At 51.9% G+C, this 26,643-nt stretch carries 21 protein-coding genes; 14 read left to right on the top strand and 7 right to left on the bottom strand.

Annotation, left to right across the window (positions count from 1 at the left end; all coding sequences use genetic code 11):
• Positions 1 to 218: 218 nt before the first annotated feature.
• From pdhA to BN3277_RS11820, 5 genes are all read left to right on the top strand, one after another.
• Positions 219 to 1,286, top strand: a complete 1,068-nt coding sequence (pdhA, locus tag BN3277_RS11840) for a pyruvate dehydrogenase (acetyl-transferring) E1 component subunit alpha (RefSeq protein ID WP_059042920.1) — start codon at positions 219 to 221, stop codon at positions 1,284 to 1,286.
• Positions 1,287 to 1,335: 49 nt separating this feature from the next.
• A complete protein-coding gene (locus tag BN3277_RS11835; protein WP_059042919.1) occupies positions 1,336 to 2,316 on the top strand; it encodes an alpha-ketoacid dehydrogenase subunit beta in 981 nt (326 codons plus the stop codon).
• Positions 2,317 to 2,344: 28 nt separating this feature from the next.
• A complete protein-coding gene (locus BN3277_RS11830) occupies positions 2,345 to 3,967 on the top strand; it encodes a 2-oxo acid dehydrogenase subunit E2 (RefSeq protein WP_059042918.1) in 1,623 nt (540 codons plus the stop codon).
• Positions 3,968 to 3,970: 3 nt separating this feature from the next.
• Positions 3,971 to 5,386, top strand: a complete 1,416-nt coding sequence (lpdA, locus tag BN3277_RS11825; RefSeq protein ID WP_059042917.1) for a dihydrolipoyl dehydrogenase — start codon at positions 3,971 to 3,973, stop codon at positions 5,384 to 5,386.
• A 182-nt stretch (positions 5,387 to 5,568) separates the two neighbouring features.
• Positions 5,569 to 6,324, top strand: coding sequence for a carbonic anhydrase (locus BN3277_RS11820; RefSeq protein ID WP_198342958.1), 756 nt, complete (start codon positions 5,569 to 5,571; stop codon positions 6,322 to 6,324).
• Positions 6,325 to 6,335: 11 nt separating this feature from the next.
• Here BN3277_RS11820 and BN3277_RS11815 read toward each other — a convergent pair whose 3' ends face one another.
• The 4 genes from BN3277_RS11815 to BN3277_RS11800 all read right to left on the bottom strand — a co-directional run bounded on the left by BN3277_RS11815 (position 6,336) and on the right by BN3277_RS11800 (position 11,984).
• Positions 6,336 to 7,154, bottom strand: a complete 819-nt coding sequence (locus tag BN3277_RS11815) for a class I SAM-dependent methyltransferase (RefSeq protein ID WP_059042916.1) — start codon at positions 7,152 to 7,154, stop codon at positions 6,336 to 6,338.
• A 154-nt stretch (positions 7,155 to 7,308) separates the two neighbouring features.
• Entirely contained in the window at positions 7,309 to 8,721 is a 1,413-nt protein-coding gene (ltrA, locus tag BN3277_RS11810) for a group II intron reverse transcriptase/maturase (RefSeq protein ID WP_059040563.1), read from the bottom strand.
• Between the two features lie 452 nt (positions 8,722 to 9,173).
• On the bottom strand, positions 9,174 to 11,693 hold the full coding sequence (locus BN3277_RS11805; RefSeq protein ID WP_059042915.1) for an FAD-dependent oxidoreductase: 2,520 nt from the start codon (positions 11,691 to 11,693) through the stop codon (positions 9,174 to 9,176).
• A 3-nt stretch (positions 11,694 to 11,696) separates the two neighbouring features.
• Positions 11,697 to 11,984: an ArsR/SmtB family transcription factor gene (locus BN3277_RS11800; RefSeq protein ID WP_059042914.1), complete on the bottom strand. Its 288-nt coding sequence runs from the start codon at positions 11,982 to 11,984 to the stop codon at positions 11,697 to 11,699.
• A 138-nt stretch (positions 11,985 to 12,122) separates the two neighbouring features.
• Between BN3277_RS11800 and BN3277_RS11795 the strand changes: the two genes are divergently transcribed.
• On the top strand, positions 12,123 to 13,049 hold the full coding sequence (locus BN3277_RS11795) for a hypothetical protein (protein ID WP_059042913.1): 927 nt from the start codon (positions 12,123 to 12,125) through the stop codon (positions 13,047 to 13,049).
• Positions 13,050 to 13,193: 144 nt separating this feature from the next.
• On the opposite strand, the gene BN3277_RS11790 is transcribed toward BN3277_RS11795, so the two are convergent.
• On the bottom strand, positions 13,194 to 13,964 hold the full coding sequence (locus BN3277_RS11790; protein WP_059042911.1) for a hypothetical protein: 771 nt from the start codon (positions 13,962 to 13,964) through the stop codon (positions 13,194 to 13,196).
• A 258-nt stretch (positions 13,965 to 14,222) separates the two neighbouring features.
• Here BN3277_RS11790 and BN3277_RS11785 point away from each other — a divergent pair, with 258 nt between their 5' ends.
• From BN3277_RS11785 to BN3277_RS11765, 5 genes are all read left to right on the top strand, one after another.
• Entirely contained in the window at positions 14,223 to 15,866 is a 1,644-nt protein-coding gene (locus BN3277_RS11785) for an alkaline phosphatase family protein (protein WP_059042909.1), read from the top strand.
• An 82-nt stretch (positions 15,867 to 15,948) separates the two neighbouring features.
• Complete coding sequence (gene thyA / locus BN3277_RS11780) at positions 15,949 to 16,743, top strand: thymidylate synthase (RefSeq protein ID WP_059042907.1); 795 nt, start codon at positions 15,949 to 15,951, stop codon at positions 16,741 to 16,743.
• Positions 16,744 to 16,767: 24 nt separating this feature from the next.
• Positions 16,768 to 17,259 carry a dihydrofolate reductase gene (locus BN3277_RS11775; protein WP_059042905.1) on the top strand — a complete coding sequence of 164 codons (492 nt, stop codon included), beginning with the start codon at positions 16,768 to 16,770 and terminating at the stop codon, positions 17,257 to 17,259.
• Positions 17,260 to 17,431: 172 nt separating this feature from the next.
• Entirely contained in the window at positions 17,432 to 18,919 is a 1,488-nt protein-coding gene (locus tag BN3277_RS11770; RefSeq protein ID WP_059042903.1) for a glutamate synthase subunit beta, read from the top strand.
• Positions 18,920 to 19,054: 135 nt separating this feature from the next.
• Positions 19,055 to 21,322, top strand: coding sequence for a type IA DNA topoisomerase (locus BN3277_RS11765; protein ID WP_059042901.1), 2,268 nt, complete (start codon positions 19,055 to 19,057; stop codon positions 21,320 to 21,322).
• Positions 21,323 to 21,343: 21 nt separating this feature from the next.
• On the opposite strand, the gene BN3277_RS11760 is transcribed toward BN3277_RS11765, so the two are convergent.
• Both BN3277_RS11760 and BN3277_RS11755 read right to left on the bottom strand, forming a co-directional pair.
• Entirely contained in the window at positions 21,344 to 22,111 is a 768-nt protein-coding gene (locus tag BN3277_RS11760) for an HAD family hydrolase (protein WP_059042899.1), read from the bottom strand.
• Positions 22,112 to 22,218: 107 nt separating this feature from the next.
• A complete protein-coding gene (locus BN3277_RS11755) occupies positions 22,219 to 23,136 on the bottom strand; it encodes a winged helix-turn-helix domain-containing protein (RefSeq protein WP_059042898.1) in 918 nt (305 codons plus the stop codon).
• Positions 23,137 to 23,305: 169 nt separating this feature from the next.
• Between BN3277_RS11755 and BN3277_RS11750 the strand changes: the two genes are divergently transcribed.
• From BN3277_RS11750 to BN3277_RS11740, 3 genes are all read left to right on the top strand, one after another.
• Positions 23,306 to 24,502, top strand: coding sequence for an MFS transporter (locus tag BN3277_RS11750; protein WP_392396636.1), 1,197 nt, complete (start codon positions 23,306 to 23,308; stop codon positions 24,500 to 24,502).
• Between the two features lie 116 nt (positions 24,503 to 24,618).
• The gene (locus tag BN3277_RS11745) at positions 24,619 to 25,353 is read left to right on the top strand and encodes a phosphonate ABC transporter ATP-binding protein (protein ID WP_059042894.1); all 735 of its coding nucleotides are present in this window, start codon (positions 24,619 to 24,621) and stop codon (positions 25,351 to 25,353) included.
• 14 nt (positions 25,354 to 25,367) lie between these two features.
• Positions 25,368 to 26,624 carry a hypothetical protein gene (locus BN3277_RS11740; RefSeq protein WP_232436406.1) on the top strand — a complete coding sequence of 419 codons (1,257 nt, stop codon included), beginning with the start codon at positions 25,368 to 25,370 and terminating at the stop codon, positions 26,622 to 26,624.
• Positions 26,625 to 26,643 lie beyond the last annotated feature (19 nt).

Raw genomic sequence — 26,643 nt, 5'->3', positions numbered from 1 at the left:
CCCTTTGAATCAAGTAACATGTACCGTGAAATTGAGATAACGATAGCTTACCACAATATGGGTTTGTGTTATACTATTTTTGAAAATCTGTTACATACACAAAAATAAATATATAACACAATAAACCTTAATTCCTTTGACTTCTAGAATGAAACAGGAGTATAATAATTCTATAACAGAGGAACAAGTTAATCAAATTTTCAGTCGAGGTGAAAAAAATGAGCAAGATTCCTTATGAAGTATACACGGAAGAAGTTGAAGCTTTGACCGTGCTCTCGCCAGACGGTGAAATCGTTAACAAAGATAAAGTGCCGGCGCTGTCCGACGATCAATTGAAAGAACTGATGTATCGCATGGTATTTACGCGTACTTGGGACGAACGTGCGATCAACTTGGGCCGCCAAGGCCGCCTCGGTTTCTATGCTCCGGTATCCGGGCAAGAAGCAACGATGGTAGGCAGCGAGTTCGCCTTGGACAAAAATGACTTCGTTTGCCCAGGTTACCGTGATATGCCTCAGCTCGTATGGCACGGTCTTCCGCTGTACCAAGCTTTCCTGTATTCCCGCGGTCATCAACATGGCGGTCAAATTCCGGAAGGCGTCAACGTACTTATGCCTCAAATTATTATCGGCGCACAAGTGCTGCACGCAATGGGGATTGCGATGGGCTATAAGCTCAAGAAGCAAAAACAAGTGGCCATTACTTATACCGGTGACGGCGGCTCTTCGGAAGGCGATTTCTACGAAGCGCTGAACTATGCCGGGGTATTTAAACTGCCGGTGATCTTCTTTGTACAAAATAACGGCTATGCGATTACGACTCCGTTCGCCAAACAAACCGCAGCTTTGTCGATCGCGCATAAAGCGGTCGCTGCCGGGATTCGCGGCGTAAAAATTGACGGCATGGACGTATTCGCTGTAATCAGCGCTGTACAAGAAGCTGCTGAACGCGCACGCAATGGCGAAGGGGCTACTTTGATCGAAGCAGTTACCTATCGTTTCCGTCCGCATTCCCTGTCTGACGATACTTCGAAGTACCGGACGAAGGAAGAAGAAGGGCAATGGAGCGAGAAGGACCCGATCGCTCGCCTGGCGAAATACTTGGAGAAGAAAGGTCTTTGGACCGAGGAAGATACCGCTCGTGTGAAAGAAGAGGCGAAAGCAAAAGTAAACGAGCAAATCAAGAAAGCAGAACAAACGGAAAAAATGACGATTCCAGGTCTGATCGACAGCATGTTCGAAACAACGCCGAAGCATCTGGAAGAGCAAAAGGCCGATTTTCAATAATACGTACATGTAAACTAGTCTGATCGTTCTATAGAGGAGGATACAAGCAATGGCACAAATGAATATGAAAGAAGCGATTCGCGACGCCATGCGCGTCGAACTGCAACGCGATCCAAACGTTCTGATTTTCGGCGAAGACGTAGGTAATGTCGGCGGGGTATTCCGCGTAACAGAAGGTCTGCAAAAAGAATTTGGGGAAGAGCGCGTCATGGATACCCCGCTGGCGGAATCGGCGATCGGCGGGATGGCGGTAGGCTTGGGGATTCAAGGCTTCCGTCCAATCGCGGAAATCCAGTTTGTTGGCTTTATTTTTGAAGCATTGGACCAAATCCTCGTACAAGCGGCCCGGATGCGTTACCGTTCCGGCGGACGCTATCATTCCCCGATCGTGTTCCGCACTCCGTTTGGCGGCGGCGTTAAAGCGGCTGAGCTGCATACCGACGCCTTGGAAGGCTTAATCGCCCAAACTCCGGGGATCAAGCTGGTGGTTCCTTCGAACCCTTACGACGCCAAAGGTCTGTTGATCTCGGCGATCCGTGATAACGATCCTGTCTTCTTTATGGAGCACTTGAACCTGTATCATGCTTTCCGCGATGAAGTGCCGGAAGGGGAATATACGGTTGAGCTGGGCAAAGCGAATATCGTTCGCGAAGGCTCCGATGTCACGATTCTTGCTTATGGCTTGATGGTTCATACTGCGGTTAAGGCTGCGGAAGAATTGGAGAAAACCAAAGGCATCAAGGCCGAAGTGATCGACCTTCGCACCCTCGTGCCGCTGGACATCGATACGATTATCGCTTCGGTGAAGAAAACGAATCGGGCCATTATCGTTCAAGAAGCGCAAAAATCGGCTGGTATCGCAGCTGAAGTCATCGCGCAAATCAACGAGAAGGCGATTCTGCACCTTGAAGCTCCTGTACTTCGTATCGCACCTCCGGATACCGTGTATCCGTTCGCGCAAATCGAAGACCAATGGCTGCCGTCCCCGGCTCGCGTGATCGAGGGCGTTAACAAAGTGCTTGAATTCTAAATCGAAGAACAAATAGGAGGTCTTTCCTGTGGCTAAGTTTGAATATCGGTTCCCTGAACTGGGCGAAGGCTTGCATGAAGGTGAAATCATCAAAATGCATGTGAAGCCAGGGGACAAAGTGACGGATGAAGATATCATCATGGAGGTACAGAACGACAAAGCCGTCGTAGAAGTACCTTGTCCTGTGAATGGTGTAGTACAAGAAGTGTTTGGTAAAGACGGCGCGGTCTTCCGCGTAGGTGATGTGGTAGCTGTGATCGAAGCCGAAGGCGATCTTCCTGAACAAGAAGGGGCTCCGGCTCCTGCTGCAGAAGCAAGCGCTCCGGTAGCTCCGGCAGCAGCTCCGGCTCCTCAAGCGGCAGCTTCCTCTTCCAAATTCGAATACCGGTTCCCTGAGCTTGGCGAAGGCTTGCATGAAGGTGAAATCATCAAAATGCACATTAAACCGGGTGACAAGGTAACGGACGAAGACATCATTATGGAAGTGCAAAACGACAAAGCCGTCGTGGAGGTTCCTTGCCCGGTAAACGGTACGGTTCTTGAAGTGTTCGGCAAAGACGGTGCGGTGTTCCGCGTAGGTGATGTCGTAGCCGTGATTGATGCCGAAGGCGACGTGCCGGAACAAGAAGGAGCTCCGGCGCCATCGCATGACGCGCCTGCTGCTGCAGCAAGTGCACCGGCAGCGGCTGCCGCTCCGGTCGCTCCAAATCGCGAAATTCTCGCTACGCCAAGCGTACGCAAATACGCTCGTGAGCAAGGCGTAGACTTGTCGCTGGTACCAGGGACAGGGAAAGCCGGTAAAATCACGAGAGAAGACGTTGACAACTTCAAAAAAGGCGGAGCTGCCGCCGCTGCTCCGGCTCCAGCCGCAGCATCTGCACAAGCCGCCGCTCCAGCGGCAGCTGCCAAAGCACCAGCTGCCGCTGCACCAACGGCGATTTCTACGGATGGCGAAGAAGAGCGCGTTCCGTTCAAGGGCATCCGCAAAGCGATTTCCAACGCCATGGTGAAATCGGCTTACACCGCTCCACACGTGACTATTATGGATGAAGTGGATGTGACAGAACTGGTTGCTTTCCGCACTCGGATGAAGCCAATCGCCGAGAAGAAAGGCATTAAAGTCACTTATCTTCCATTCATCGTTAAAGCGTTGGTTGCCGCTTCTCGTCAATTCCCGGCTCTGAACGCTTCGATCGACGAAGTGAACAATGAGATCGTTTATAAGAAATTCTATAACATCGGGATCGCAACGGACACGGATAACGGTCTGATCGTACCGGTCATCAAGGATGCGGATCGGAAGAGCATTTGGATGATCGCCGAAGCGATTAAAGACTTGGCAGCTCGTGGCCGTGAAGGCAAGCTGGCACCTAACGAGATGAAAGGCAGCACGATTTCGATCACAAACATCGGCTCTGCCGGCGGGATGTTCTTTACGCCAATCATCAACTATCCTGAAGTTGCGATCCTTGGCACCGGCCGCATCAGCGAGAAACCGGTTGTCAAAAACGGCGAAATCGTTGCCGCACCGGTAATGGCCTTGTCGCTCAGCTTTGACCACCGTCTGATTGACGGCGCAACCGCACAGAACTTTATGAACTATATCAAACAGCTGCTCGCGAACCCTGAGCTGCTCGTTATGGAGGTGTAATCGATGGTAGTAGGAGATGCTTCTATTGATATTGATACATTAGTTGTCGGTGCAGGTCCCGGCGGTTATGTGGCGGCCATTCGCGCCGCCCAGCTTGGGCAAAAAGTGCTGATCGTCGACAAATCGGAGCTTGGCGGTGTCTGCTTGAACCGCGGATGTATTCCATCTAAAGCGCTGATCTCGGCAGCACACCAATATGAGTCCGCTCAACATGCCGATGCGTTTGGGATTACGGCAGAGAACGTGAAAGTGGACTTCAAGAAAACGCAAGAATTCAAAAGCGGGGTTGTCAAAAAGATGACCCAAGGCGTTAGCGGTTTGCTCAAAGGCAACAAAGTGGAAGTTTTCAGCGGTGAAGTGATGTTCATCAACGAAAATGAAGCCCGTTGCTTTAACGATCATGAATCGCCGCGTTATCGCTTCAAGCATTGCATTTTGGCGACCGGTTCCCGTCCAATCGAGCTGAAGCCTTTCCCATTTGGCGGACGTATTCTGTCTTCCACGGAAGCGCTGGAGCTGCAAGAAATTCCAAGCAGCCTCGTTGTCATCGGCGGCGGCTATATCGGTGCCGAACTTGGCCAAATGTTCTCCAAATTCGGCACGAAAGTGACGATCATCGAGGGCATGGATACCGTATTGCCTGGCTTCGACAAAGATATGACTCGCTTGGTTGCTAAGAACATGGCGAAAACCGGCATCGAAATCGTAACCAATGCCAAAGCCGAAAGTGCAGAACAAACGGATAAGAACGTTACGGTGAAATATTCCGTAAACGGCGAAAGCAAAGAAGTTACCGCCGATTACCTGCTGGTAACGGTTGGCCGTCGTCCGAATACGGATGGCGATCTGGGTCTGGACCTGGCCGGTGTTGAGTTGACGGACCGCGGTTTGGTTAAAGTGGACCATCAAGGCCGCACCAGCAACCCGAAAATCTTCGCAATCGGCGATATCGTAGCTGGCCCTGCGCTTGCGCATAAAGCTTCCTACGAAGGGAAAGTCGCGGCAGAAGCGATTGCGGGACTTCCTTCCGTCGTGGATTACAAAGCGATCCCAGCGGTTGTCTTTACCGATCCAGAATGCTCCAGCGTAGGTTTGACGGAGTCGGAAGCGAAAGAAAAAGGGATGAAGGTGAAAGCCGGCAAGTTCCCGTTCGCGGGCAATGGCCGCGCCACTTCCTTGAATCAGCCTGAAGGCTTCATAAAAATCGTGGCAAACGCAGAAAATAACGTGGTGCTCGGCGCGCAAATCGTCGGGATCGAAGCATCCAACCTGATCGCGGAGCTGGGCTTGGCGGTTGAAATGGGCGCTACGCTCGAAGATATCTCGTTGACCATTCACGCTCACCCAACCCTGGGCGAAATCGTGATGGAAACCGCAGAGCTGGTTGAAGGTCATCCGATCCACATCATTGCTCGTTAATTTGTAACGATCGTTTATCCCACTCCTCCTAAGAGTGGATGAAATCTCCTAATCTATTGGGCAAGACCGATTTTACGGTCTTGCCCTTTTTTTGTGCTGGTTTTCCTTGACAGCATATGGTATATACTGGTAAATAGGAAAACGGAGTTAATAAACCTTAAGGAGAAAGAGTGGGGATTTAAATGAAAAGAAGATGGATCATGCTGGGAATCATGTCTTTGATCCTGTTAACGGGAGCTTCGTCCATCCAAGCCGTTGCTCCAAGTGCGAGAGGTGAAATCGTCCAACCGGAGAAGATTCACTTCTCTTACGACCATCAGGAGGAGTGGGAGTTTGTGTCCGGGAAGCTGCAATCTCCGATCGATATCGATACCTCGAAGGTCGTGGATTATCTTGGTTCCGGCTTGGAGCTGAACTATGAGCAGATCGGGACCTACGTCGAAAACAACGGACACAGCATCCAGGTGGGGCTGCGAGGGACGGCTGAGATTGATGACAGGGAGTTTAGCGTCTCCCAGGTCCATTTTCATTCGCCAAGTGAACATACTTTGGACGGCAAGCATTTCCCGCTTGAGGGTCATTTCGTGCATCTCGCTCAGAATGGCCGGATTGCGGTCATTGGCGTGATGTTTACAGTTGGAAGTCACAATGACGCTTTTCAGCAAATTTTAGATGCGGCAAAATTGCTCCCGAAAGAGCAGGGCGGGGTGAAGATCGATCATCTGAAGCTTACTCGTTTACTCCCGCATCCATTCAGCTATTATCATTATCTGGGTTCTCTGACGACACCCCCTCTAACCGAAAACGTAGAGTGGTATATCTTGACGCACAGCGTCCAAATCTCCCGCGAACAACTCAAGGAGTTCCATAAATACTACAATCAGAATAACCGCCACATTCAGGCACTCAATGACCGGAAGGTATTTAAGTGGGAATAACTTAAAGAGCCTTATTTCACGCCGATGCGCATCCGATAACCAAACAGGATCGGGCGGATCTCGTCGCCAAATTCCCGCTTCACTAGAACGCGGAATTGCTCGGCAGCGGTAGCGATTTCGCCCGCCCCCAATTTCAGGGCTGTTTGCAGTCCCCCTTGGCTGAGGGCCAAATTCGCATAACGATCCGCATCACAGCTTTCCCAATGGTGAAAAACGATCTCTCGGGAATATCGGAACAAGCCGCTTTTTCGGATTTGCTGTAAATGCTGGTCTTTGGGCCACTTATAGGCTTCCTTACCGGATTCGCTCAGATCGCTGGCTCGTTTCTCGGCGACCTGGATGAGCGCTTCATATGCTTGCTCGAGCTCGGTTGAGGCAGACGGCGGCCAATCGCAATCGTAGGCGGCAAAGACACCCCCAGGACGCAAGACCCGTGCGATTTCTTGCAGTGTTGGTTGCGGGTCCATCCAGTGGAAGGATTGAGAACAAGTGACTAGATCAACGGAAGCCGCCTCCAGAGGCAGTTCATAGGACAAGCCTTTGATAAAATGAAGCTGCCCCGGACGACCGTTTTCCTCCCAACGAGTTATCGCGACGGCGCGCATATCGTCGTTCGGCTCAATCCCGATGATTTGCTTCGCATGATCAAGCCAGATAAAAGAGGAGAGACCGGTACCGCAGCCGACATCCGCGATGACCTCCAGGGGGCGGCCCAAATACATCGCGAGGATGTTGATGAGATCGACCGGGGCCTTGGGACGGCTCTGGTCATACAGATTACCGAACCCGCTAAATCGGTCAACGTTGTTTTGGCGGACTTGTTCGCTCATTGGATCGCTCTCCTTGTCATATGAAAGATAAATGTTATAACCGATTATACAGGAAAATGGGCTTGAACTAATCGGGTAGGAGGCTACCCATTAATTGAGTAGCCGACCTCCCACACCACCGTACGTACCGTTCGGTATACGGCGGTTCCTAAGTTTACGCAGTTACTTGTCGATAATAATCCGAGAAGAAGAGAAATCCTAAGCCCTTGAGGGTGTTATTTCCGAGGGACTTCGAGAGGACGGGGCTATTGGAGATTCTCCAGTAGCCCTTTCTCGTGTTTGCGTATTCCCATGCTTTTTGTCCTTGGATTCCGAGCGATTGCAGTTTCTCGAATTTCGTCCTCACTCGTTTCCACTGCTTCCAGAAGATCATGCGAATCCGCCTTCTCATCCATTCATCCGTGGATTGGAGCATACTTTTCATATCCGCTATTTTGTAGTAGTTGATCCACCCCATGATGTAGCGTCTAAGCTTTTCGGCTCGTTCTTCATTTCCCATCCCGTTGCTTCTGGACGTGAGCTCCTTTACTTTGGCTTTCATCTTGGCAGCGGATTTCGGATGAATGCGGACTCGTGTCTCTCCTTTCCTTTTGTAGAAGGAGAACCCAAGAAATTTAACCTTCCACGCCTCGTCCACCACTGTCTTTTCCCGGTTCACTTTGAGAAACAACTTCTTTTCAATGAAGGGAAGAATGTTCTCCAGTGTCCGTTCCGCGCTCCTTTTGCTTTTGCTGAAGATCAGGAGATCGTCCGCATAGCGCACGAAGCGGTGCCCGCGGCTTTCCAGTTCCTTGTCCAGTTCGTTCAGCATAATGTTGCTGAGAATTGGACTCAGATTGCCCCCTTGCGGTACGCCGATTTCCGTATCCTCGAAGCGGTGCTTCACGACAACGCCGGCTTTCAGGTACTTGTGGATGAGCGAGATGACCCGCCCGTCTTTAATGGTTCGGGATAAGACTTCCACCAATTTGCTTTGGTTAACGGTGTCAAAGAATTTCTCCAAGTCCATATCGACCACGTATTTGTACCCTTCTTCGATGTTTGATTGGCTTCTCTGAATAGCGTTATGTGCGCTTCTCTTGGGTCGGAATCCGAAACTGTTCTCCGAAAACTGTTTTTCGTAGATCGGGGTAAGCACTTGAGCGATCGCCTGTTGGATAACTCGGTCAACAACCGTAGGAATTCCCAGGTTTCTCTTCTTTCCGTTCTCTTTCGGGATTTCTACCCTTCGAACAGGATTCGGACGGTAGGTTCCGTCCAGAATGGATTCCTTGATGGTTTCTCCGTTCTCTCGGAGATATTGTAGAAGTTCATCTACTCCCATCCCGTCGATTCCGTGAGATCCTTTGTTAGTTTTGACCCGCTTGAACGCTTCGTTCATGTTGTCTCTGCTAACGATTTTCTCAAGCAACTCGTCCTTCGACTCGGTTGCGTCGGTGCTGTCGGTTTCAGGTATCCGCTCAGGACTGTGCGCTCCCGCATATTCTCCATGTTCCGCATGTACGTTTTGCGTCGAGCCTTCTCTTCGAAGTTGGCTGCACTTGACTCCTGTTTCGGTACCATTCATTAACCCACACCTCCTTAGGTTCAGCCCTTCCCTCAAGTTGTCGACTAACCGAGGTACTATGGCGTCTGCTGACTTCTCATGATAAATCTTGTTTCAACCATGATTTGAAATTCATCTCCTCACGTCCATGAGACCTCCCACGGTAAGACGCGTAACTTTCATCCCGTATACCCGCCGCATTTACATCCGCGTGTCCGTGCAGTTTATTGGATTTCGTCTTGTTTAGCAGACTCATCCCACTTTGGATGCCTGATGCGATTCGTGTTCCTCAGGCCGGGACTTTGCCTCCAGCTTCCTTCAGATTCCACCTCACGATGGACACCCTTACTCTTGGCTAATGGTTGGCAACTGCCAGCCCCCATAGCGGACTTTCACCGCCTAGCTACGCGCCATGCGTGGCGCACTAAAAAGGGCTCTTGGTCATGCGACCAAGAGCCCTTTATGTTGAAAGATTAAATAAATAAATTAATTCCGGATTGATCCGCTTTCCCTAAATAGTAGCCAACCCCGCCGATTTTGACTCCGTCGATCAGCTCTTCCTGGCGAATGCCCATCAGATCCATGGACATTTGGCAGGCCACGATTTCTACGCCTTGGTTGATGGCGCTGGCCATCAATTCTTCCAAAGAGGAGACGTTGTTGTTTTTCATTACGCCGCGAATCATTTTTGCCCCCATTCCCATCATATTCATGCGGGAGAGAGACAACTTGCGGCTGCCCCGCGGCATCATCATACCAAACATGCGGCCGATGAAGGTTTTGGCGACGGGGACCTTCTCCGATTTGCGTAAAATGTTCAACCCCCAGAAGGTGAAGAACAACGTGACTTTTTTGCCGCTGGCTGCTGCGCCATTGGCGATGATAAACGAGGCGATCGCTTTATCCAGGTCTCCGCTGAACACGATCATCGTGGAGCCTTCCGGCGTGGCCAAAGGTTGTGCCGCAGAGGCGTCAGCCTGAACCGGGTGTTCTTTACCTAGGTAAGCTTCGATCATCCCATTCGTGTTTTTGGCAACTTGGATCATGCGGTGTTTAGACATGGCTGCCCATGCCTGTACATCCTCATAGAATCCAGGATCGGAGGCCGTCACGTGCAAGATTTGACCGGCTTCCAAACGGTCCATTGCTTGTTTGACTTGAATCAACGGGCCAGGACAGCACAATCCGCAAGCATCAAGCTCCGCGTCGGCATGCAGCTTGGCCGGGGCTGCACTAGTCGCGAAAGGCGTTGCGCCTTGGGGTGACACCGGGACCGATGTGGCAGCGGCGATTTCCATTTTTGCCCCATGGCTTGCAGGATGCTCCGGCAACTGGGTGCTGCGGCCAGGCTGGTAATTGGCCATTTGATACAGCTTATAACCGCCGGTTAAGTTGCGGACTTTATAACCTTTTTGCTGCAGGATCCGAGATGCGGTATATCCGCGCAGACCCACTTGGCAGTAGACCCAAATCTCCTTGTCCCGGTCCAGCTCATTCAGGCGATCACGTAAATCGTCGACCGGAATCAGCAGGGAGCCGGGGATATGCCCGTTGGCGTGCTCCAGCTCCGAACGTACATCAACTAGCAAAGTGGTTTGTTCATCACGGGTCTCTAATTCCTGAGGGACAAACACGTGAACTCTCCCGTTTAATACGTTCTCTGCGGTGTATGCCGCCATATTCACCGGATCCTTGGCTGAAGAGTAGGGAGGAGCATAAGCCAACTCCAGCTCGGACAGGTCCGTCACCGTCCCGCGAAAACGAATCACCGTGGCGATATCGTCGATCCGTTTATCCACTCCGTCATATCCAACAGCTTGTGCACCGAGCACCGTCCCGTCCGGCTTAAACAACAGCTTGATCGAGAGTGGGGTTGCACCTGGATAATAGGAAGCATGGGAGTTGGGGTGGACCACGGTAACTTGGTAGGGGATGCCCAACCGTTGGAGCGTTTTCTCGTTGTTCCCGGTGGCCGCTCCGGTAAATCCAAACACCTTGATGATGGACGTGCCTTGCGAGCCTTTATAAGTGGTTCCAAGGCCGCAAACGTTGTCCGCGGCGATCCGTCCTTGCTTGTTGGCCGGTCCGGCGAGAGGAATCGCCGTTTTGGAGCCATTGACGAAATCAACCACTTCAACCGCGTCTCCTACGGCAAAAATGTCGGGAAGACTGGTTTCCATTTTATCGCTCACAAGAATATGGCCTCGCGGTCCGAGCTCCATACCGGTGTCCTTTAAAAAAGCGGTATCCGGGGTTACACCAATCGCTAAGATGACGATATCGGCAGCTATTTCAAGCTCGTCTGACGTATGCACTTTAATCTGGTTCCCTTGCTCCGTAAACGAAGTAACGGTCTGCGACATCCGCAGCTTAACGCCATGATCCTCTAACTCCTTAGCCAGAACACCCGCCATTTCGGGATCAAACGGCGCTAAGATTTGCGGACCGCCTTCAATTAATGTCACCTCAAGCCCGATCTCCCTTAAGTTTTCGGCCATTTCCACACCGATAAATCCGCCGCCGATCACAATGGCCGAAGCGGCGCGCTCTTCCACAACCCGTTGCTTAATGCGGTCGGTATCCGGAATATTCCGCAGCGTATGAATCCGGCTGCTGTGGATGCCGGGAAGATTCGGACGAATCGGTTTAGCGCCGGGCGATAAAATCAAGGCATCGTAATTTTCCTGGTATTCGCCGCGTTCTTTGCTGCGGACCCGCACGGTCTTGGAGGCCGGATCGATCCCGATCACTTCGCTTTCTGTGCGGACATCGATGTTAAATCGGCGATGCATCGCTTCCGGCGTTTGCACCAGCAGCTTCGAGCGATCCTTGATCGAATCGCCAATGTAGTAGGGGAGACCGCAGTTGGCAAAAGAAATGTAAGGGTCTCGTTCAAACATGACGATATGGGCTTCTTCATCTAGACGGCGAAGTCTTGCAGCCGCGGAGGCTCCGCCGGCTACGCCTCCGACGATCAATACTTTTTGGCTCATCGTTTATTGTTCCTCCTCAAACAGCTGGCGAACCAGCTTAATAACTCGCTCATTCGCCAACTGATAATTAACTTCCAATCCGCTGCGTTCGGCTTCGACGATCCCTAAGCTGCGCAGCTTCTGCAGGTGTTGGGATACGGTGGATTGCGGCAGCTCCAGACATTCCTGCATGTACGTGACGTTGCATTGCTTCTTCTCCAGCAAGCCGCGCACGATACATAACCGGACCGGATGCGCCAAGGCTTTGAGCATTTCAGCCGTTTCTTGATAGGCTTTGAAATTGTTATCCATTGTAGCTTCACCTCGTGCTCCAAATAATCGTTATACCGTAATATTACAATATATAAATTCATTTAGCAACTTCAGTGAACGAACTACGTTATATAAAGTAATGTGTGATCGCGTTATATCCCGGAGGTGCCATGTAGAATGCGCATAGCAAAAAGGATTTTATGGTTGTTGATGATATTGGCCTTGGCCGGTTGTGATCAAGGGCAGGAGCCAGCTGCTCACGAAGGCGTGGGGGCAGAGCAACCCTCTAGAACGGAACAAGAAAACAATGCGGAAGGGGCTCCGCCGCTTACCAAAGCGCTTCCTGAAGAAGTGGATCCAGGTAAGCTGCAGGGGGTGTTTGGGTTTGCCGACGAAACTGGGAGCCGGTTGATCGTGACTGGAGAGGTAGAAGGGCAACGGGAGAATCTGGATCAAAACACTCATGCGGTCGGCGAGAACGGAGTTATTCTATCTGTAACCCACGAGATGTGGCAAGAAGGAGATGACGCTGGTTCGGGGCGGGACACGTCCTACAATTTTGCGCATTTATCCGGAGATCTCTTTACCGTAACCGAAGGTATAGCCGAACCCAATGCTACGTATTATCTCTTTCAACCGCAGGAGATTCCGCTAAACTCCTTATTGGAAGTTGCTCTCGATGGCCAACCCGTCGTGGACGAAAATCTGCGGGAGCGGCTCGAATCGGCAAAGGACCGAGACATTCGTCAACTCTGGCGGCTTGCGGAAATCGGTACGGATGCCGAGCTATATTTGGCGTTATTCCATCCTGACGGGAAGGAACATTTGTTTAGTTTCGTTCTGGTACGGAATCAAAGTGAGGTCGTCCTGGATTATCCCGCAACTGTAGAGGATACGAACAGTGTCTGGCGGGTAGATGACCAAGGGGAAGTGATCCCGGAGATGTTCTCCTTTCTGTTTGCAGCTAGAACTACCGGGCAGGGGATATTCATCGCCATGGAGTGGTATGGGGCAGAGGGGATCAACGTGTTGTTCCTCCGAAGTTCGGAAGATCGTTTCATCGAACTCGAGACCCGATACGGAAGATATACGGCTCCGTTGTAGCACTGATGGAAGGATTCCAGACTCTAGTTCCTCCGTCTTCTCCCGTCGGCAACCAATTGGCTTACTGCGTCGTCAATAGAACCGACAGGAGAAATAACGAAAATTTGGAGGATTGCCCAGACTCGCTCGAATTTCGTGCCTCTACTAAGGCAACTTCGCTGAGGCAACGGTGATCAACCGAGCAATTTGTTTTTCCCAATCGTACACTTTCGTTAATGAAGTATGGATGGCTTTGGTTTGGTCGTAAACTGTCTTTAACTCGAGTGCAGCTCCAATGGCATCACCTCGCTTTACGCTGGCCTTATACCGCTTATCCGCCGCCGAAAGGTGTTTTCGCGCGGCGGCGACGGATTTGTTTTCGGCGGTAATCTGCTTTTTTAACGTCTGAACTGGGACCAACGCGTCCTTGACCACTTTCGCTTTGGCGGTTTTGGCTTTCTTTGCTGCGGCCAGCAAATCCTTCTTCGCTTTGATTTCTGCCGCGGCAGCCGTTGCCGAAGGCTTGATTTGATTGCGTCTAAGCTCCAGCAGTTCCGCCGATTTCTTATCCTTACGTTTCTTGGCTGCTGCAGCTTGCTTGCCTAATGATTTGTACTCTTCCAATAGGGAAGCATGCTTCCGCTGCAAGGACTCGGATTCTTGAGTCAGGCGAGTGATTGTGGCTTGATCGATCGTTTTGAGCTTCGCATGGATGGCTGCCAAAGCGTCGTTGTTTTTCTTGCGCAGCGCTGAAATTTCGAGGCTTTCCTGTTTCACCAGCGTTTGTACAGCGGTTAACCCATCATACATCGCGTCGATTCCGTCCAGGGCGGCATCCCAAGCGCTTGCAGCATACATCGGCCGGTTTCCGCCCAGCATCAACGAACACGTGATGACCGCCAGCAACAGCAGTTTAATCGACATTCTCCATTTCATAAACCGTCAACTCCCACCTCTACGAATTTGCCATCCTCATAGGAACGAAAAAAAGCACCCGCAAGAAAGGCGATATTCGCCTGACTTACGAGGTGCTTCACTCGCTTGATTTTATATGATATTGGCATATTTAACTATAAACTACCAGATCTCAAAAGTCAATCATTTATGCGAACTCATGTTCTAAGTAGCCTGAATTGGGGTATTTGCACAAGAAGATTTGACATACTATGTTTAAACTTTAAGGCTGGTGGCAACATGTTATGGAAATTCTTCCGGGGCGGGCGACTTGATTTCTGGCTATTGTTTATGGTTTTATGCCTGCTGTTGAGCGGATGTCGTCGTCCAACCCCCATACCTAAAGAACAAGATCTTCTACATATCCAATCGATTAACGATACCTCTGTTGGAAAGAAAAAGGTCATTTTCGTCCTGGTCGACTCCCTTATGGACGCAGCGATTCAACGTGGAATCAAGCACAAGGAGTTACCCACCTTTCAATATCTCCTTCAACATGGCCAATATTATCCCGATATGATTAGCTCTTTTCCGACCATGTCGATATCGATCGACAGCACGCTGCTTACCGGACGTTATCCGGATGCTCATCATGTGCCCGGCTTAACCTGGTATCCGCATCATGGAAAGCGAGTCATCGGTTATGGCTCGGGTCCCCTTGAAATTTTGCGCCGCGGGACGAAGCCGGTTTTGACCCATGCGTTAAAAGATTTGAACGGAAAACATTTGAACCCCCATCTACCAACGATATATGAGGATTTGAAGCGTTTGGGCTTCACCTCCGGGTCGGTGAACGGATTGGTTTACCGTGGGATGACGAAGCATCTCATCAACTTGCCGCAACCGCTGCGCGAGCTTGTGCCGCTGGCCTTGCCATTCCAAGTGAAAGGGCCGGATTTTCTGGCTTTTGGGGCATTATCGAACCCACTTGACGAGGTAACGGATTTGCCTGACGGGCCTGTGGATCGGCTGGGCTTTAATGATCGATATGCGGTTGGGGTTGCAAAATACTTGATCCGAACCGGTGAACTGCCGGATTTTCTGCTGATCTATTTACCTGACTTGGATGGAAAAGTGCACAAACACGGCCTCGCAGATCGTGAAGGCATCCAAGAGACGGATCGTCGGCTAAAGGAACTGCTGGAGGCTTACGAAGCTCGAGCGCGCACGTTACACGATACGATTTTGATCGTTGCGGGGGATAGTGGAATGAGCCAAGTGTTGCCCAAGGATCAACAGCCGGTGATTGATCTACCCAAGCTGTTACAGCGGTATCACGTGCTGCCGACGGGCGAAACCATCGACAATTCTACGGAAATAGCGCTTGCTGTAAACGATACGATGGCCTACGTCTACAGTTTGAAACCAGAGGTGTCGCTGAAGGAGATCGCCGAGGCGCTAAGGAGCGACCCGCGACTCGACATCATTTCGTGGCTAGATGAGGGATGGATCCATTGCATCAAAGCGAGGGATTCAGCCTCGATGAAATTCAAACCAGGCGGGGATTTAAAGGATCCTTACAAGCAATCCTGGACCGTGCACGGGGCGGAGAAGATTCTCGATTTGAGGCGGGAGAGCCATGCTGAGAAAACGGGGGGACTCCGGATCACCTACGGGAAATATCCTGATCCGCTACGTCGACTTCAAGGCGCGTTGCAATCCCACGAAGGGCGATATCTCATCGTCACCGCGAAACCGGGGTATGAGCTTGCGGAAGCCGGGTCGCCCACACACCCCGGAGGAGGGGCCCATGGGGGACTGGATGCGTCGACATCATTGGTGCCTCTGATCATCTACGGTACGGATAAGAAACCGGATTTTTTGCGTATCGTCGATTTGAAGCCTTACTTCATAGAGCTGCTGCAGACGGAAGGCCGGAAATAAATCTAAGGGGTGCGACATCGCTTGGTCAACATCTGCTATAATAGGATGGATGAAAAGACCAATGTGACGGGGTGTTAGAACGATGAGAAATTACTTGGATTTACTGGAGGATGTTCTGAAGAACGGGACACCCAAAGAGGATCGGACCGGTGTCGGGACACGCTCTGTCTTCGGCCGGCAACTGCGGTTTGACTTAAACGAAGGTTTCCCGCTGGTGACAACCAAACGGATTCATTTGAAATCGGTGATTCATGAATTGCTGTGGTTTTTGCGCGGCGATACGAATATAGCTTATCTCAAGGAGCATGGCGTTCGCATCTGGGACGAATGGGCGGATGAAAACGGCGATCTGGGGCCGGTGTACGGCTCGCAATGGCGTTCCTGGGAAGCCCCGGACGGACGGAAAATCGATCAAATCTCCGCTGTTGTGGAAGCGATCAAGAAGAACCCGGACTCGCGGCGCCATCTGGTCAGCGCTTGGAATGTGGCCGAGGTAGATCAAATGAAGCTGCCGCCATGCCATTTTGTTTTCCAATTTTATGTAGCCAACGGCAAGCTGTCCTGTATGTTGACGATGCGTTCGGTAGACACTTTCCTTGGCCTGCCGTTTAATATTGCAAGTTATGCGCTGTTGACGCATATGATCGCGCAGCAGTGCGATTTGGAGGTCGGCGAGTTTATCTGGTCCGGCGGTGATGTGCATATTTATAACAACCATGTCGAGCAAGTGCAAACGCAGCTGGAACGCGAGCCTTATCCGCTGCCGAAGCTGGTCATCAAACGTAAACCGGACTCGATTTTCGATTATGTCTACGAGGATTTCGAGTTTGTAGATTATCAGTTTCATCCGACAATCAAAGCGACGGTTGCTGTATAAAATAAATGAGAGGGGCGGTATGGTATGGCGAGAATTACGCTGATCTGGGCGATGTCCCGAAATGGAGCGATTGGCCGGAACAATCAGCTGCCCTGGCGGCTGCCGGCGGATTTGATGTTTTTTAAGGCGAATACAACGGGGAAAACCATCGTAATGGGCCGCAAAACCTGGGAATCGATGGGCAGCAAACCGCTGCCGAACCGGCATAGCGTCGTGATTACGGCCGATGCCTCTTACCAAGCGGAAGGAGCGGAACTCGTTCATTCGGTCGATGAGGCGCTGGCCTATGCGGAGCGCGGGGAACTGATGGTCATCGGCGGCGCAGGCGTGTTCCAGCACTTTCTGCCTCTGGCCGATCGGCTGTTGGTGACCCGGATCGAAGAAGACATCGAAGGGGACGTATTTTTCCCTCACTTCCGATGGGAAGATTTTGAATTAGTCCATGAAGAACAGGGGGTACGTGACGAGAAGAATCCCTATAATTACCGTTTTCTGACTTATGAACGCCGTAAATGATGTGATAATAAGTACAAATTATCATATCATTAATCCATTAATAACATTTCCTCCGAATGCTAACATCAAGATACATTGATGACGGCGTAAAAAAAGTCACATTTTCTTCCGAATTGGATGAGCGTTGACTTTGGTTTCGTTTGATAAGCTAAACGGATGGGGGAACTTTTTGATGTCTACACCAACAGGATTTATGGAGTTCAAACGCGAGCTTCCCGGAGACCGTAGCCCGTCCGAACGGGTGAAGGACTGGGAAGAATTTCATAAGCACATGTCCGACGAGGAACTGCGCACCCAGGGCGCGCGCTGCATGGATTGCGGCACACCGTATTGCCATACGGGTATCGATATGGTCGGCGGGACAGCGGGATGCCCCGTGCACAACCTGATTCCAGAGTGGAACAACCTGGTTTACCGCGATTTGTGGAAAGAAGCGCTTGATCGCTTGCACAAAACGAACAATTTCCCGGAATTTACGGGCCGGGTATGCCCAGCGCCTTGCGAAGGCTCTTGCACGGTAGGGTTGATCGGGCAGCCGGTAACGATTAAGACGATAGAGCAGGCGATTATCGATAAAGGTTTTGAAGAAGGCTGGGTTGTACCCGAACCTCCGGAGAAGCGGACAGGCCGTAAAGTTGCGGTCGTTGGCTCCGGACCCGCCGGTCTGGCATGTGCAGCCCAATTAAACAAGGCGGGCCATGAGGTGACTGTCTATGAGCGTGCCGACCGAATCGGCGGCCTCCTGATGTACGGCATCCCAACGATGAAGCTGGACAAATCGGTGGTACAGCGCCGCGTTGACCTCTTGGCTGCGGAAGGCGTCAAATTCGTCACCAATACGGAGATCGGCAAGGATATCCAAGCGCAGCAACTCGTCGATGAATTCGACGCGGTGGTGCTGTGCGGCGGGGCTACGAAACCTCGCGAATTTCGTATCGAAGGCAGCGACCTGAACGGAGTGCATTATGCGATGCCGTTCTTGAACGGGACGATAAAGAGCTACCTGGACTCCGGCTTAACCGACGGGCAATATTTGTCCGCGGAAGGGAAGGATGTCATCGTCATCGGCGGCGGTGACACGGGCTCCGACTGCGTAGCCACGGCGTTGCGCCACGGATGCCGCAGCATTACGCAATTTGGCACCCATGCCAAAGCGCCGCTCGAACGCGATTCGATCAACAACCCTTGGCCGCAGTTCCCGAACGTTTACACGCTCGACTATGCACAAGAAGAAGCCAAAGCGTTGTTCGGCAGCGATCCGCGTGAATTCTCGATTATGACAACGCGGTTCGTCGGTGATGAGAACGGCAACCTGAAGGAGCTGCACACGGTGCAAATCCAACGGATCGTCGATGAGACCGGGCGCAAAATCTATCAGCCGATTCCGGGAACAGAGCGCGTCTTCCCGGCACAAATGGCGTTGATCGCCATCGGCTTCGACGGACCGGAATCGACGCTGGCGGACGAATTGGGCTTGGAAAGAGACCGCCGCACCAATGTGAAGGCGAAATACGGCCAATTCAAAACGAATGTCGATAAAGTGTTTGCTGCCGGCGACATGCGCCGCGGTCAAAGCCTGGTCGTCTGGGCCATCAACGAAGGCCGCGAGGCGGCCCGTGAAGTGGATAAATACCTGATGGGTTCAACGGTGCTGGTGTAACGTTTCGTGGGGACGCGGGATTTTTTGCAGGACGATCGAAAGTCAATATGCTATAATAGGTAATAGCTTACTAGAGCTGCGCGAAGCGCGGCTCTTTTTTAGATTCGAGAGACAGAGGAAGAGGGGCGCTTAAGCATGAAAACGCTCGTAATTGCCGAAAAACCGGATATGGGACGGACGATCGCCGCGGTGATTGAACCCAAAGCGAAGAACAACCGGTCCTATCTGGAGGGAGAGCGCTACATCATTACTTGGGCGATAGGTCATTTACTAGGTTTGGCTGAGCCGGATGCGTATGACGAAAAGTACAAACGCTGGAATTTCGGCGACCTGCCGATTTTGCCGGATCAATTCAAGATTGTTCCGAACCCGCGCACAAAGGATCAGTTGAAAACAATCGGTGAGCTGGCCAAACGCTGTGACGCGATCGTAAATGCCTGCGACGCCGCGCGCGAAGGACAGTATATTTTTGCGCTGATCCAGCAGCAGTTAAAGTTAACCCAGCCTGTCAAACGGCTGTGGATTTCCGACTTGACCAGCGAGAGCATCGCCAAAGGCTTTGCCGAATTGCATGATGCAACGGAGTTCGAGAACCTGACGATGGCCGCCCGGGCGCGTAGCGAAGCGGATTGGCTGATCGGGATGAACGCCACGCGAGCATTTACGACGAAACACCGGGAACTGCTGTCGGTGGGCCGGGTGCAAACCCCGGTGCTGGCGCTAATCTATGACCGACAGAAGGAAATCGAGAACTTCGATTCGCTGACCTACTACGAGATCAAAGCGGAATTCGAGCAAGACGCCCGCAAGTATACGGGCAGTTGGCAGGGCGATCGGCTGACAGACGGGGAGAAAGCGGTAGCCATTGCCGAGAAGGTACGCGGTAAGGAAGGGCGAATTACCGAATACGAGGTCAAGGAGACGAAGGAATATCCGTACAAGCTGTACGATCTGACCTTGTTGCAGCGGGAAGCTAATGCGAAGTTTGGTTATTCCGCCAAAAAAACGCTGGACATCGCTCAAGCGCTTTATGAACGCCATAAGGTGATCTCCTATCCGCGGACGAGCTCCAACTATGTGACCGAGCAAAATATCGAAGGTATGCACAAAGTACATCACATGCTGAAGTCGTCGAGCTACAAAGAGCTGGCGGAAGGCGGTCGGCCGGCTTTAGTGCATGTTGGCAATAAAGCGGTGTGCAACCCAACGCGGGTTGAGGATCACCATGCGATCCTGCCAACGCTGCGGCGTCCAGGCACGTTAAGCAAGGAAGAACAAAACGTTTACGATCTTGTGATTCGGCGCTTCCTGTCGCATTTCTATCCGGCGGCGGAATATAAGCAGCATACAGTGTTGACCGAGGTGGAAGGCGAAACGTTTAAAACGAATGTGAAAGAGTTGTTATCCCTCGGGTGGAAGGTATGTCTGCCAGGCGATGATGGGACGAAATCCGGAAGCGGGCGGGGAAAGAAGAAGGACGAGGAAGAAGAGCCGGAGGATCTGGTCAGCGAACCGTTCCAGATTGACAAGGACCGTCCGGTGCAATGCCTCAGCGCGGAAGCGAAGGAGAAGGCGACGCAGCCGCCAAAGCATTATACGGAAGGTACCTTGCTGAAAGCGATGGAAAGTGCCGGGAAGCAACTGGAGAACGAGGAGCTGCGCGAGGCGATGAAGGATGCCGGGCTGGGGACCCCGGCTACAAGGGCGGCGACGATCGAGCGGCTGAAGAACGTAGGTTATATAACGATGCAGGGCAAGAAAATCACCGTGACGCAAAAAGGCCGGACGGCGGTGGAACTGATCCGTCGGGCCGGCGTCGAGTTGCTGACCTCGCCGGAGATGACAGGACAATGGGAGCGGCGGCTGTATCAGATTTCCAAGGGTGAAGCCGCCCGGGAAAAGTTTATGGAGAACGTGCGCCGATTTACGATCTCGATCATCGATAAGGTGCGCACGCAGCAAAAAGCGGACGCCTCCATGTTTGGGACGGAGGAGGCGGACAAAGGCGGCCGACGCAGCGGAGGGCGCAACGGCAGCGGCAAAACCGCCCGCTCCGGGACAGGCGAGCGTCGTTCTGCCACGGCGACGGCTAAAGAGAAACCTGCAGCCAGCCTGCAGCCGCTCGCGCCTTGCCCGCGCGAAGGCTGCGGCGGCCAGCTGATTGAAGGCCGCAAAGGGTATGGCTGCACGCATTACAAGCAGGGCTGCGGTTTCGTCATTTGGAAGGAGTTTGGCGGCAAGAAGATTTCTCAGGCCATGCTCAACGCGCTGTTGACCAAAGGCCAAACGCAGCTGTTATCATTCAAAGGTGAACAGGGCGAGGTGAAAGCCCGCATTTCCCTGGCTGACCATACGACCGGTAAGCTGGAACTGCTGGAGTCGGAGCCTTCCCGAACATCATAAGTGAACAAACAAAACGGACCTTTATAAGGTCCGTTTTTGTCGTTCCGCTTGATGGAGATGATTAAAGATCACTCTAGGTACTTCTTCGAGCGAAGTGACCGTGTGCATTTCCGCATCCCCGTCATGCCGGAGCTCCATGATATTGTACAGCCATTCATTAGGAATTTTGATATAGATCGCTTTGATTCCAGCGGATAGGGCCGGCATCACATCGGTACGCAAGCTGTTGCCGATCATCCAGCTGCGGGAACGATCAAACCGCCGCGATTGTAAAATGTCTTCCAATGCTTCGATATTTTTGTGCTGACGAATGTAGATCCGATCCTCAAAATAATCGGCCAACCGCATCTGCTCGATCTTGCGCTGTTGAATTCCGGTTTCACCGCCGGTGTACAAATGGAGCTCATGGCCTTGGTTGCGTAACAGATTTAACGTTTCGACCATCCCGGGATACGGCTCTATGGGCTGCTCATACACGCTGAGCCCCAGCTTCATCAGCCGGTCTTCCTCTTCGGAAAGCAGTTTCCGCCCCGTCAACCGGGCATAATAACGGTAGGTGTCGACCAGCGATTCGGGAAAATGCGAGCTGGCAAAACCGATTTGATGAACACCGGCCACATCGATTTCCGTTTGCTTCTCGCGGATTTCTTCCGTAGCGATGCCGTAGGGTTTGAACCAGTCGGTCAGCAGGTCGGCAAACTGATCAAGAATCAAATCGAAATATTTATTGCAATGGACCAGCGTATCGTCCAAATCAAACAGGATTTGTTGACGCAAGGTGCTATTCATTGAAGGGTCACTCCTTTATCCAAGAAACGCTTGTCTCTACGTATATCTCTATCCTAACACAGGAGGGAGGGTCCCGCCAAAAAGCAACCCGCCCTTCGCGGGCAAAGCTACAATCGGATGTAGGATTCCAGGAACATCTGCAACTCCGCCGCGCCGTCCGGTCGGATGCTGAACTTCTCCGTATCTTGGGCCAGCAGATGGATGCGCAGCAAGCCAGCGACCCGCAGCCGCATCAAGTCGTGCATCAGCTGCTCCTTGGGTTCGCCCAGATCCTTCAGCATCTCCTGCATCGATTTCGGCTCATCGGCGACATAGCGAAGGAGGCGTAACCGCTGCGGCTCGGCCAGAGCCCGGGTCAGTCGTTTGAGCACCATCGGCGGCTCATCCTCGTCAAGCTCCGGAATATCCAGCGGGTATTGAATAAACAGTACATTTTCATAGAAGACATAAGTATTTATCGGACGAAAATGGATCGAAGGGGTCAACACAACCTGCGTGATCGGCTTCAGAGGTTCAAGCACCAAACCGCCGGAGGCGTATTCGATCAAGGCATCGGTGTCCATCTTTTGCAGTAAGGTGTGCTTCTCGGCAGCATCTTCCTCCAGCAGCGGGAGAAATTGGTTTTCAATCGGGCCGAAATACAATCGCTGCCAGCATTTAAGCAAAGAGATGTAGCTGCTGCGAATCCGTTCAATAGCCTCATTATTCACAGTGGGAATGTAGGATTTAGTGCGTTGGTAAAGGGTGTCGACAGAAGTTTCCGCCAACTCGTTCAAAAAACGGACGACCTCGTCAGCGCCGTTTCGCTCCAAAGCCCAAACGTACAGCACATCGTAATCCGTAAACGGAAACCGAGCTGCTTCGGTAAATTGGCGCCGCTCTTCCGGCGTCAGGCGGGCATCGATTTCGGCGATCCAATCGGCACCCACATCCAGATTGTTCACCCATTTTTGCGACGTATATATCATAAAGCTGCTGATCAGTTCGTAGACCAGGGAATGGTCCACTTTCACATCATAGGCCATGACAGAACAAACCTCCCAAAGAACTTAGCATTCAGATTCATTATGGCTTGTTAGGGAGGGGATTGTCTACTATAATGTTTAAGGATTATTCGGAAAAGATCTTTTGGGGAAAAGTCGTCGAATTTTTGACGATTTTTCTTTGTTTTTTTATAAAGGAGTGCTTTATTTGATTCAATCAACATCAAGAACCCAACGTCTATTTTCGCCAACCTTCATTCTGATCGCCGTGATCATCATCGCCGGACTCAGCCAAGGACTGCTGCTTCCGGTGCTGTCTATATTTATGGAAGAAAGGGGGATTTCCTCCTCCGTTAACGGGTTGCATGCCGCTGCGTTATACGTCGGCTCGTTTGCCATGTCGCTGGTTGCCGAGAAGCTGCTGAGCCGCACCGGGTTTAAGCGCCTGCTGTTAGGCGGCGTCGTGCTGGTCATGCTGGCCTTACCGGTCTTTCCGCTGGTATCGGATTTAAAATTGTGGTTTATCCTGCGGCTGCTGGTTGGTATCGGGGATAGCGCGATTCATTTTACTTCGCAACTCTGGATCATTTTAGTGTCTCCTCCGGAAAAAAGAGGCCGAAACATCTCGTTATACGGGATGTCCTACGGGCTAGGCTTCAGCATCGGGCCCCTGGGCATCCGGTTACTAGAATACGGGCAGGCGATTCCGTTCGTCCTGCTGGCGATCTTGTTTCTAACCATCGTGATCCTAGCGGCTTTGTATTTGCCGGATCGCGCGCCGGAACCGGTTCGCCAAGAGGAAGCCGGTGAACCGCGGAAAGTCCCACAGATCTACCGGCTGGCCTGGTTTGCGTTGCTGCCATCGCTGCTTTACGGCTATATGGAATCCTCTATGAACAGCAACTTCCCCATTTACGGCTTACGGTCGGGCCTCAGCGCTGCGGATATCGCAGCATTGCTGCCGTTCTTCGGTATCGGCGGCCTGATACTTCAGCTTCCACTTGGCATGCTCAGCGATCGGTATGGCCGCAAAAAGGTGCTGATGGCCGCAGGCTTGTCCGGCGGTCTCCTATTTTTGGCCGTGCCGCTGGCCGGCAATCATTTTATAGCGTTGTTGCTCTTGTTTATGGGCGCAGGCGGGCTGGTCGGTTCGTTCTTCTCGTTAGGCCTGGCCTATGCTGCGGACTTGCTTCCGCGCCATTTGCTGCCGGTGGCTAACGTGATCGCTTCCTTCCATTTTAATTTCGGGAGTATCGTTGGTCCAAATCTTGGCGGAGCCGCAATGCAGCTGGGAGCTGCGCCGTTGTTGTTCATTCTCCTGGGCTCGGCGTATCTGCTGTTTTCCGCGTCGGGGCTAGCCTTCCGAGCGCAATCCAGCAAAAAAAGCGTAAATATGAACAGGCTGTAATGGATTTTCGCCGGCTTTTCCAATACACTAAAAGATAAAGGATTTGGGATGTGAATCAAGTGTTTGCTCCCTCAGCTAGGTGAGCAACCTCTTAATAGGTAAAGGAGAAATCGGACATGATCAGAGTCAGTCACTTGCAGAAATCCGTGGAGGGGAATAAGAAGAAGGTCCTCCGCGACGTGACCGTACAGTTTGGAGCCGGGGAAATGATCGGCGTCGTTGGGGCCAGCGGCAGCGGAAAAAGCATGTTGCTGCGCTGCCTGGCGCTGCGCGAGCGCTGGAACCGGGGAGACTATACGTGGAATGGGGATAAAGTGATCGAGGGCGGAGGACGCGGTTCGCAGAAATACCGCTCCCAATGCGCTTATCTGGAACAGAACCCGTCCATGTATCCCGAAAAAACCGCGCTGAAAAACGTCCTGATCGGACAAGCCGGACAAACGCCGCTGCTGCGCCGTCTAACCGGGATGGTCCGCTCGGACGATTATATGGGAGCGATGGACGAGCTGGAGAAATACGGCCTGCTTGAAAAAGCCCATGTCAACGCGGGCAAACTGAGCGGCGGTGAGCGCCAGCGCGTGGCGATCTGCCGGGCGTTGGTGCACGGAGCGAACTTCCTGGCCGCAGACGAACCGGTGATCGGTCTGGATCCGAAATCCGCAGAACGCGTATTGGAAACGCTGAAAGAGCTCTGCACGCAGCAGAATAAGATCGTGATTGCGGCGCTGCCGCTGGAATTAGCGGAGCGGTACTGCACGCGGATTTGGGGGCTCCATGAAGGCGAGCTTAAGCTTGATGTGTCTGGACGACGTTTAACGATGGAAGATAAACGCCTGATTGATCTGGTATGAAACGAGTGATGAGGATGTTTACCAAAAGGAGGTTGACCGCTTGGGCCGGAGCTTGCTTGCTCCTGATCTTGAGCGGCTGCAGTTTTATCAGCGATCCAAAGTCCTTGATGCAAACGCCACAGCTCTCCACCGATCGCGCCTCGCTGATCAGCGTGATCAAGGCCGAGCTGAAGGGCGGGGAAATCGTCTCGCCGCGGGACGTCCGAAATATCAGCTCGATCCGCACGCCCGATCTAAACAACGACGGAATCAAGGAAGCCGTAGTGTTCTATGAGACGCCGGATGAAGCGGTGCGGATCCACGGGATGATTTTGGAGCGTCAGGGGAACTCCTGGGTACTGAAGGTCCGTTTTGACGGCGAAGGCCAGGTGCTCGAGACGTTCGACCTTCTGGATTTGAACGGTGACGGGAATTTGGAGATTATCGCCGGCTTCTCCAGCGGATCCGATGAACTTCAAAAAGGGTTAACCGTATATACTTACGATGGCAAAGAGGTCGAGAAGGCGATCGCGTTGCCTTATCATTATTTTATGGTGGACGATCTGAACAAGGACGATATTCCGGACATTACGGTTGTGAACTTGAAGCGTGAGCAACATGCGACGGTTACAACGTACCAATATGACGGATCTTTTAAAGAATTAAGCCATCTGGAACTCGACGACCCGATCAGCGAGTATTATAATGCGGTCAGCGGTAACATTACGCCGAATCTCAAGGGCATTATTCTCGACGCAACGGTAGGAACCCACTCAGCGTTTTCGACCGTGGTCGTGATGAAAGACGGGGAACTCGTCAACCTGCTGCCTTCGCAGGATATGACATTAAAAGGTTATCCGATCCTCAGCGGCGATGTGAATAACGACGGCTTGCTTGAAATCGGCATGTTGGAGAAGCCGAAGGGCTGGGAATATATTTCATTCGATGAAATCCCGTGGTTGTTTTCGTATTATCAGTGGGATGAGAAGGAAGGGCTCAAATTCGTGATGCAGCAGTACATGGATATGGCCGGACGTTTCTACTTCAACTTTCCGAAGGAATGGCAAGGAAATGTGACGATCGATACGAAATCGGATAAGAACGAGCACCTGATTTTCGTTAAGATCGATACGAATGAACCGGTGGCCGAGATCCGATTCTTTACGCTGTCGGAATGGGAACGGAACAAATCGGATTGGGATTTGCTCGCACGGGATGCGGATAAGGTGATCGGGTTCCTTAGCCATACGGATCTGAAGGTGAACAAAGGCGAGACGGAAATCAAGCGTTAAGTCGTTTTCTTTGAAGAGG

Source organism: Paenibacillus rubinfantis (assembly GCF_001486505.1).
GTDB lineage: Bacteria > Bacillota > Bacilli > Paenibacillales > Paenibacillaceae > Fontibacillus > Fontibacillus rubinfantis.
Note: the sequence above shows the minus strand (reverse complement) of the source record. Positions and strands in the feature narration are given on the sequence as shown.

Excerpts from the sequence above, each read along its gene's own strand:
- BN3277_RS11795 (WP_059042913.1), top strand. The coding sequence starts at position 12,123 with ATGCGCATAGCAAAAAGGATTTTATGGTTGTTGATGATATTGGCCTTG.
- thyA (WP_059042907.1), top strand. The coding sequence starts at position 15,949 with ATGAGAAATTACTTGGATTTACTGGAGGATGTTCTGAAGAACGGGACA.
- BN3277_RS11755 (WP_059042898.1), bottom strand. The coding sequence starts at position 23,136 with ATGGCCTATGATGTGAAAGTGGACCATTCCCTGGTCTACGAACTGATC.
- BN3277_RS11815 (WP_059042916.1), bottom strand. The coding sequence starts at position 7,154 with ATGAGCGAACAAGTCCGCCAAAACAACGTTGACCGATTTAGCGGGTTC.
- BN3277_RS11760 (WP_059042899.1), bottom strand. The coding sequence starts at position 22,111 with ATGAATAGCACCTTGCGTCAACAAATCCTGTTTGATTTGGACGATACG.
- ltrA (WP_059040563.1), bottom strand. The coding sequence starts at position 8,721 with ATGAATGGTACCGAAACAGGAGTCAAGTGCAGCCAACTTCGAAGAGAA.
- BN3277_RS11765 (WP_059042901.1), top strand. The coding sequence starts at position 19,055 with ATGAAAACGCTCGTAATTGCCGAAAAACCGGATATGGGACGGACGATC.
- BN3277_RS11775 (WP_059042905.1), top strand. The coding sequence starts at position 16,768 with ATGGCGAGAATTACGCTGATCTGGGCGATGTCCCGAAATGGAGCGATT.
- BN3277_RS11740 (WP_232436406.1), top strand. The coding sequence starts at position 25,368 with ATGTTTACCAAAAGGAGGTTGACCGCTTGGGCCGGAGCTTGCTTGCTC.
- BN3277_RS11835 (WP_059042919.1), top strand. The coding sequence starts at position 1,336 with ATGGCACAAATGAATATGAAAGAAGCGATTCGCGACGCCATGCGCGTC.
- BN3277_RS11745 (WP_059042894.1), top strand. The coding sequence starts at position 24,619 with ATGATCAGAGTCAGTCACTTGCAGAAATCCGTGGAGGGGAATAAGAAG.
- BN3277_RS11805 (WP_059042915.1), bottom strand. The coding sequence starts at position 11,693 with ATGAGCCAAAAAGTATTGATCGTCGGAGGCGTAGCCGGCGGAGCCTCC.
- BN3277_RS11820 (WP_198342958.1), top strand. The coding sequence starts at position 5,569 with ATGAAAAGAAGATGGATCATGCTGGGAATCATGTCTTTGATCCTGTTA.
- BN3277_RS11785 (WP_059042909.1), top strand. The coding sequence starts at position 14,223 with ATGTTATGGAAATTCTTCCGGGGCGGGCGACTTGATTTCTGGCTATTG.
- BN3277_RS11770 (WP_059042903.1), top strand. The coding sequence starts at position 17,432 with ATGTCTACACCAACAGGATTTATGGAGTTCAAACGCGAGCTTCCCGGA.
- BN3277_RS11800 (WP_059042914.1), bottom strand. The coding sequence starts at position 11,984 with ATGGATAACAATTTCAAAGCCTATCAAGAAACGGCTGAAATGCTCAAA.
- lpdA (WP_059042917.1), top strand. The coding sequence starts at position 3,971 with ATGGTAGTAGGAGATGCTTCTATTGATATTGATACATTAGTTGTCGGT.
- pdhA (WP_059042920.1), top strand. The coding sequence starts at position 219 with ATGAGCAAGATTCCTTATGAAGTATACACGGAAGAAGTTGAAGCTTTG.
- BN3277_RS11790 (WP_059042911.1), bottom strand. The coding sequence starts at position 13,964 with ATGAAATGGAGAATGTCGATTAAACTGCTGTTGCTGGCGGTCATCACG.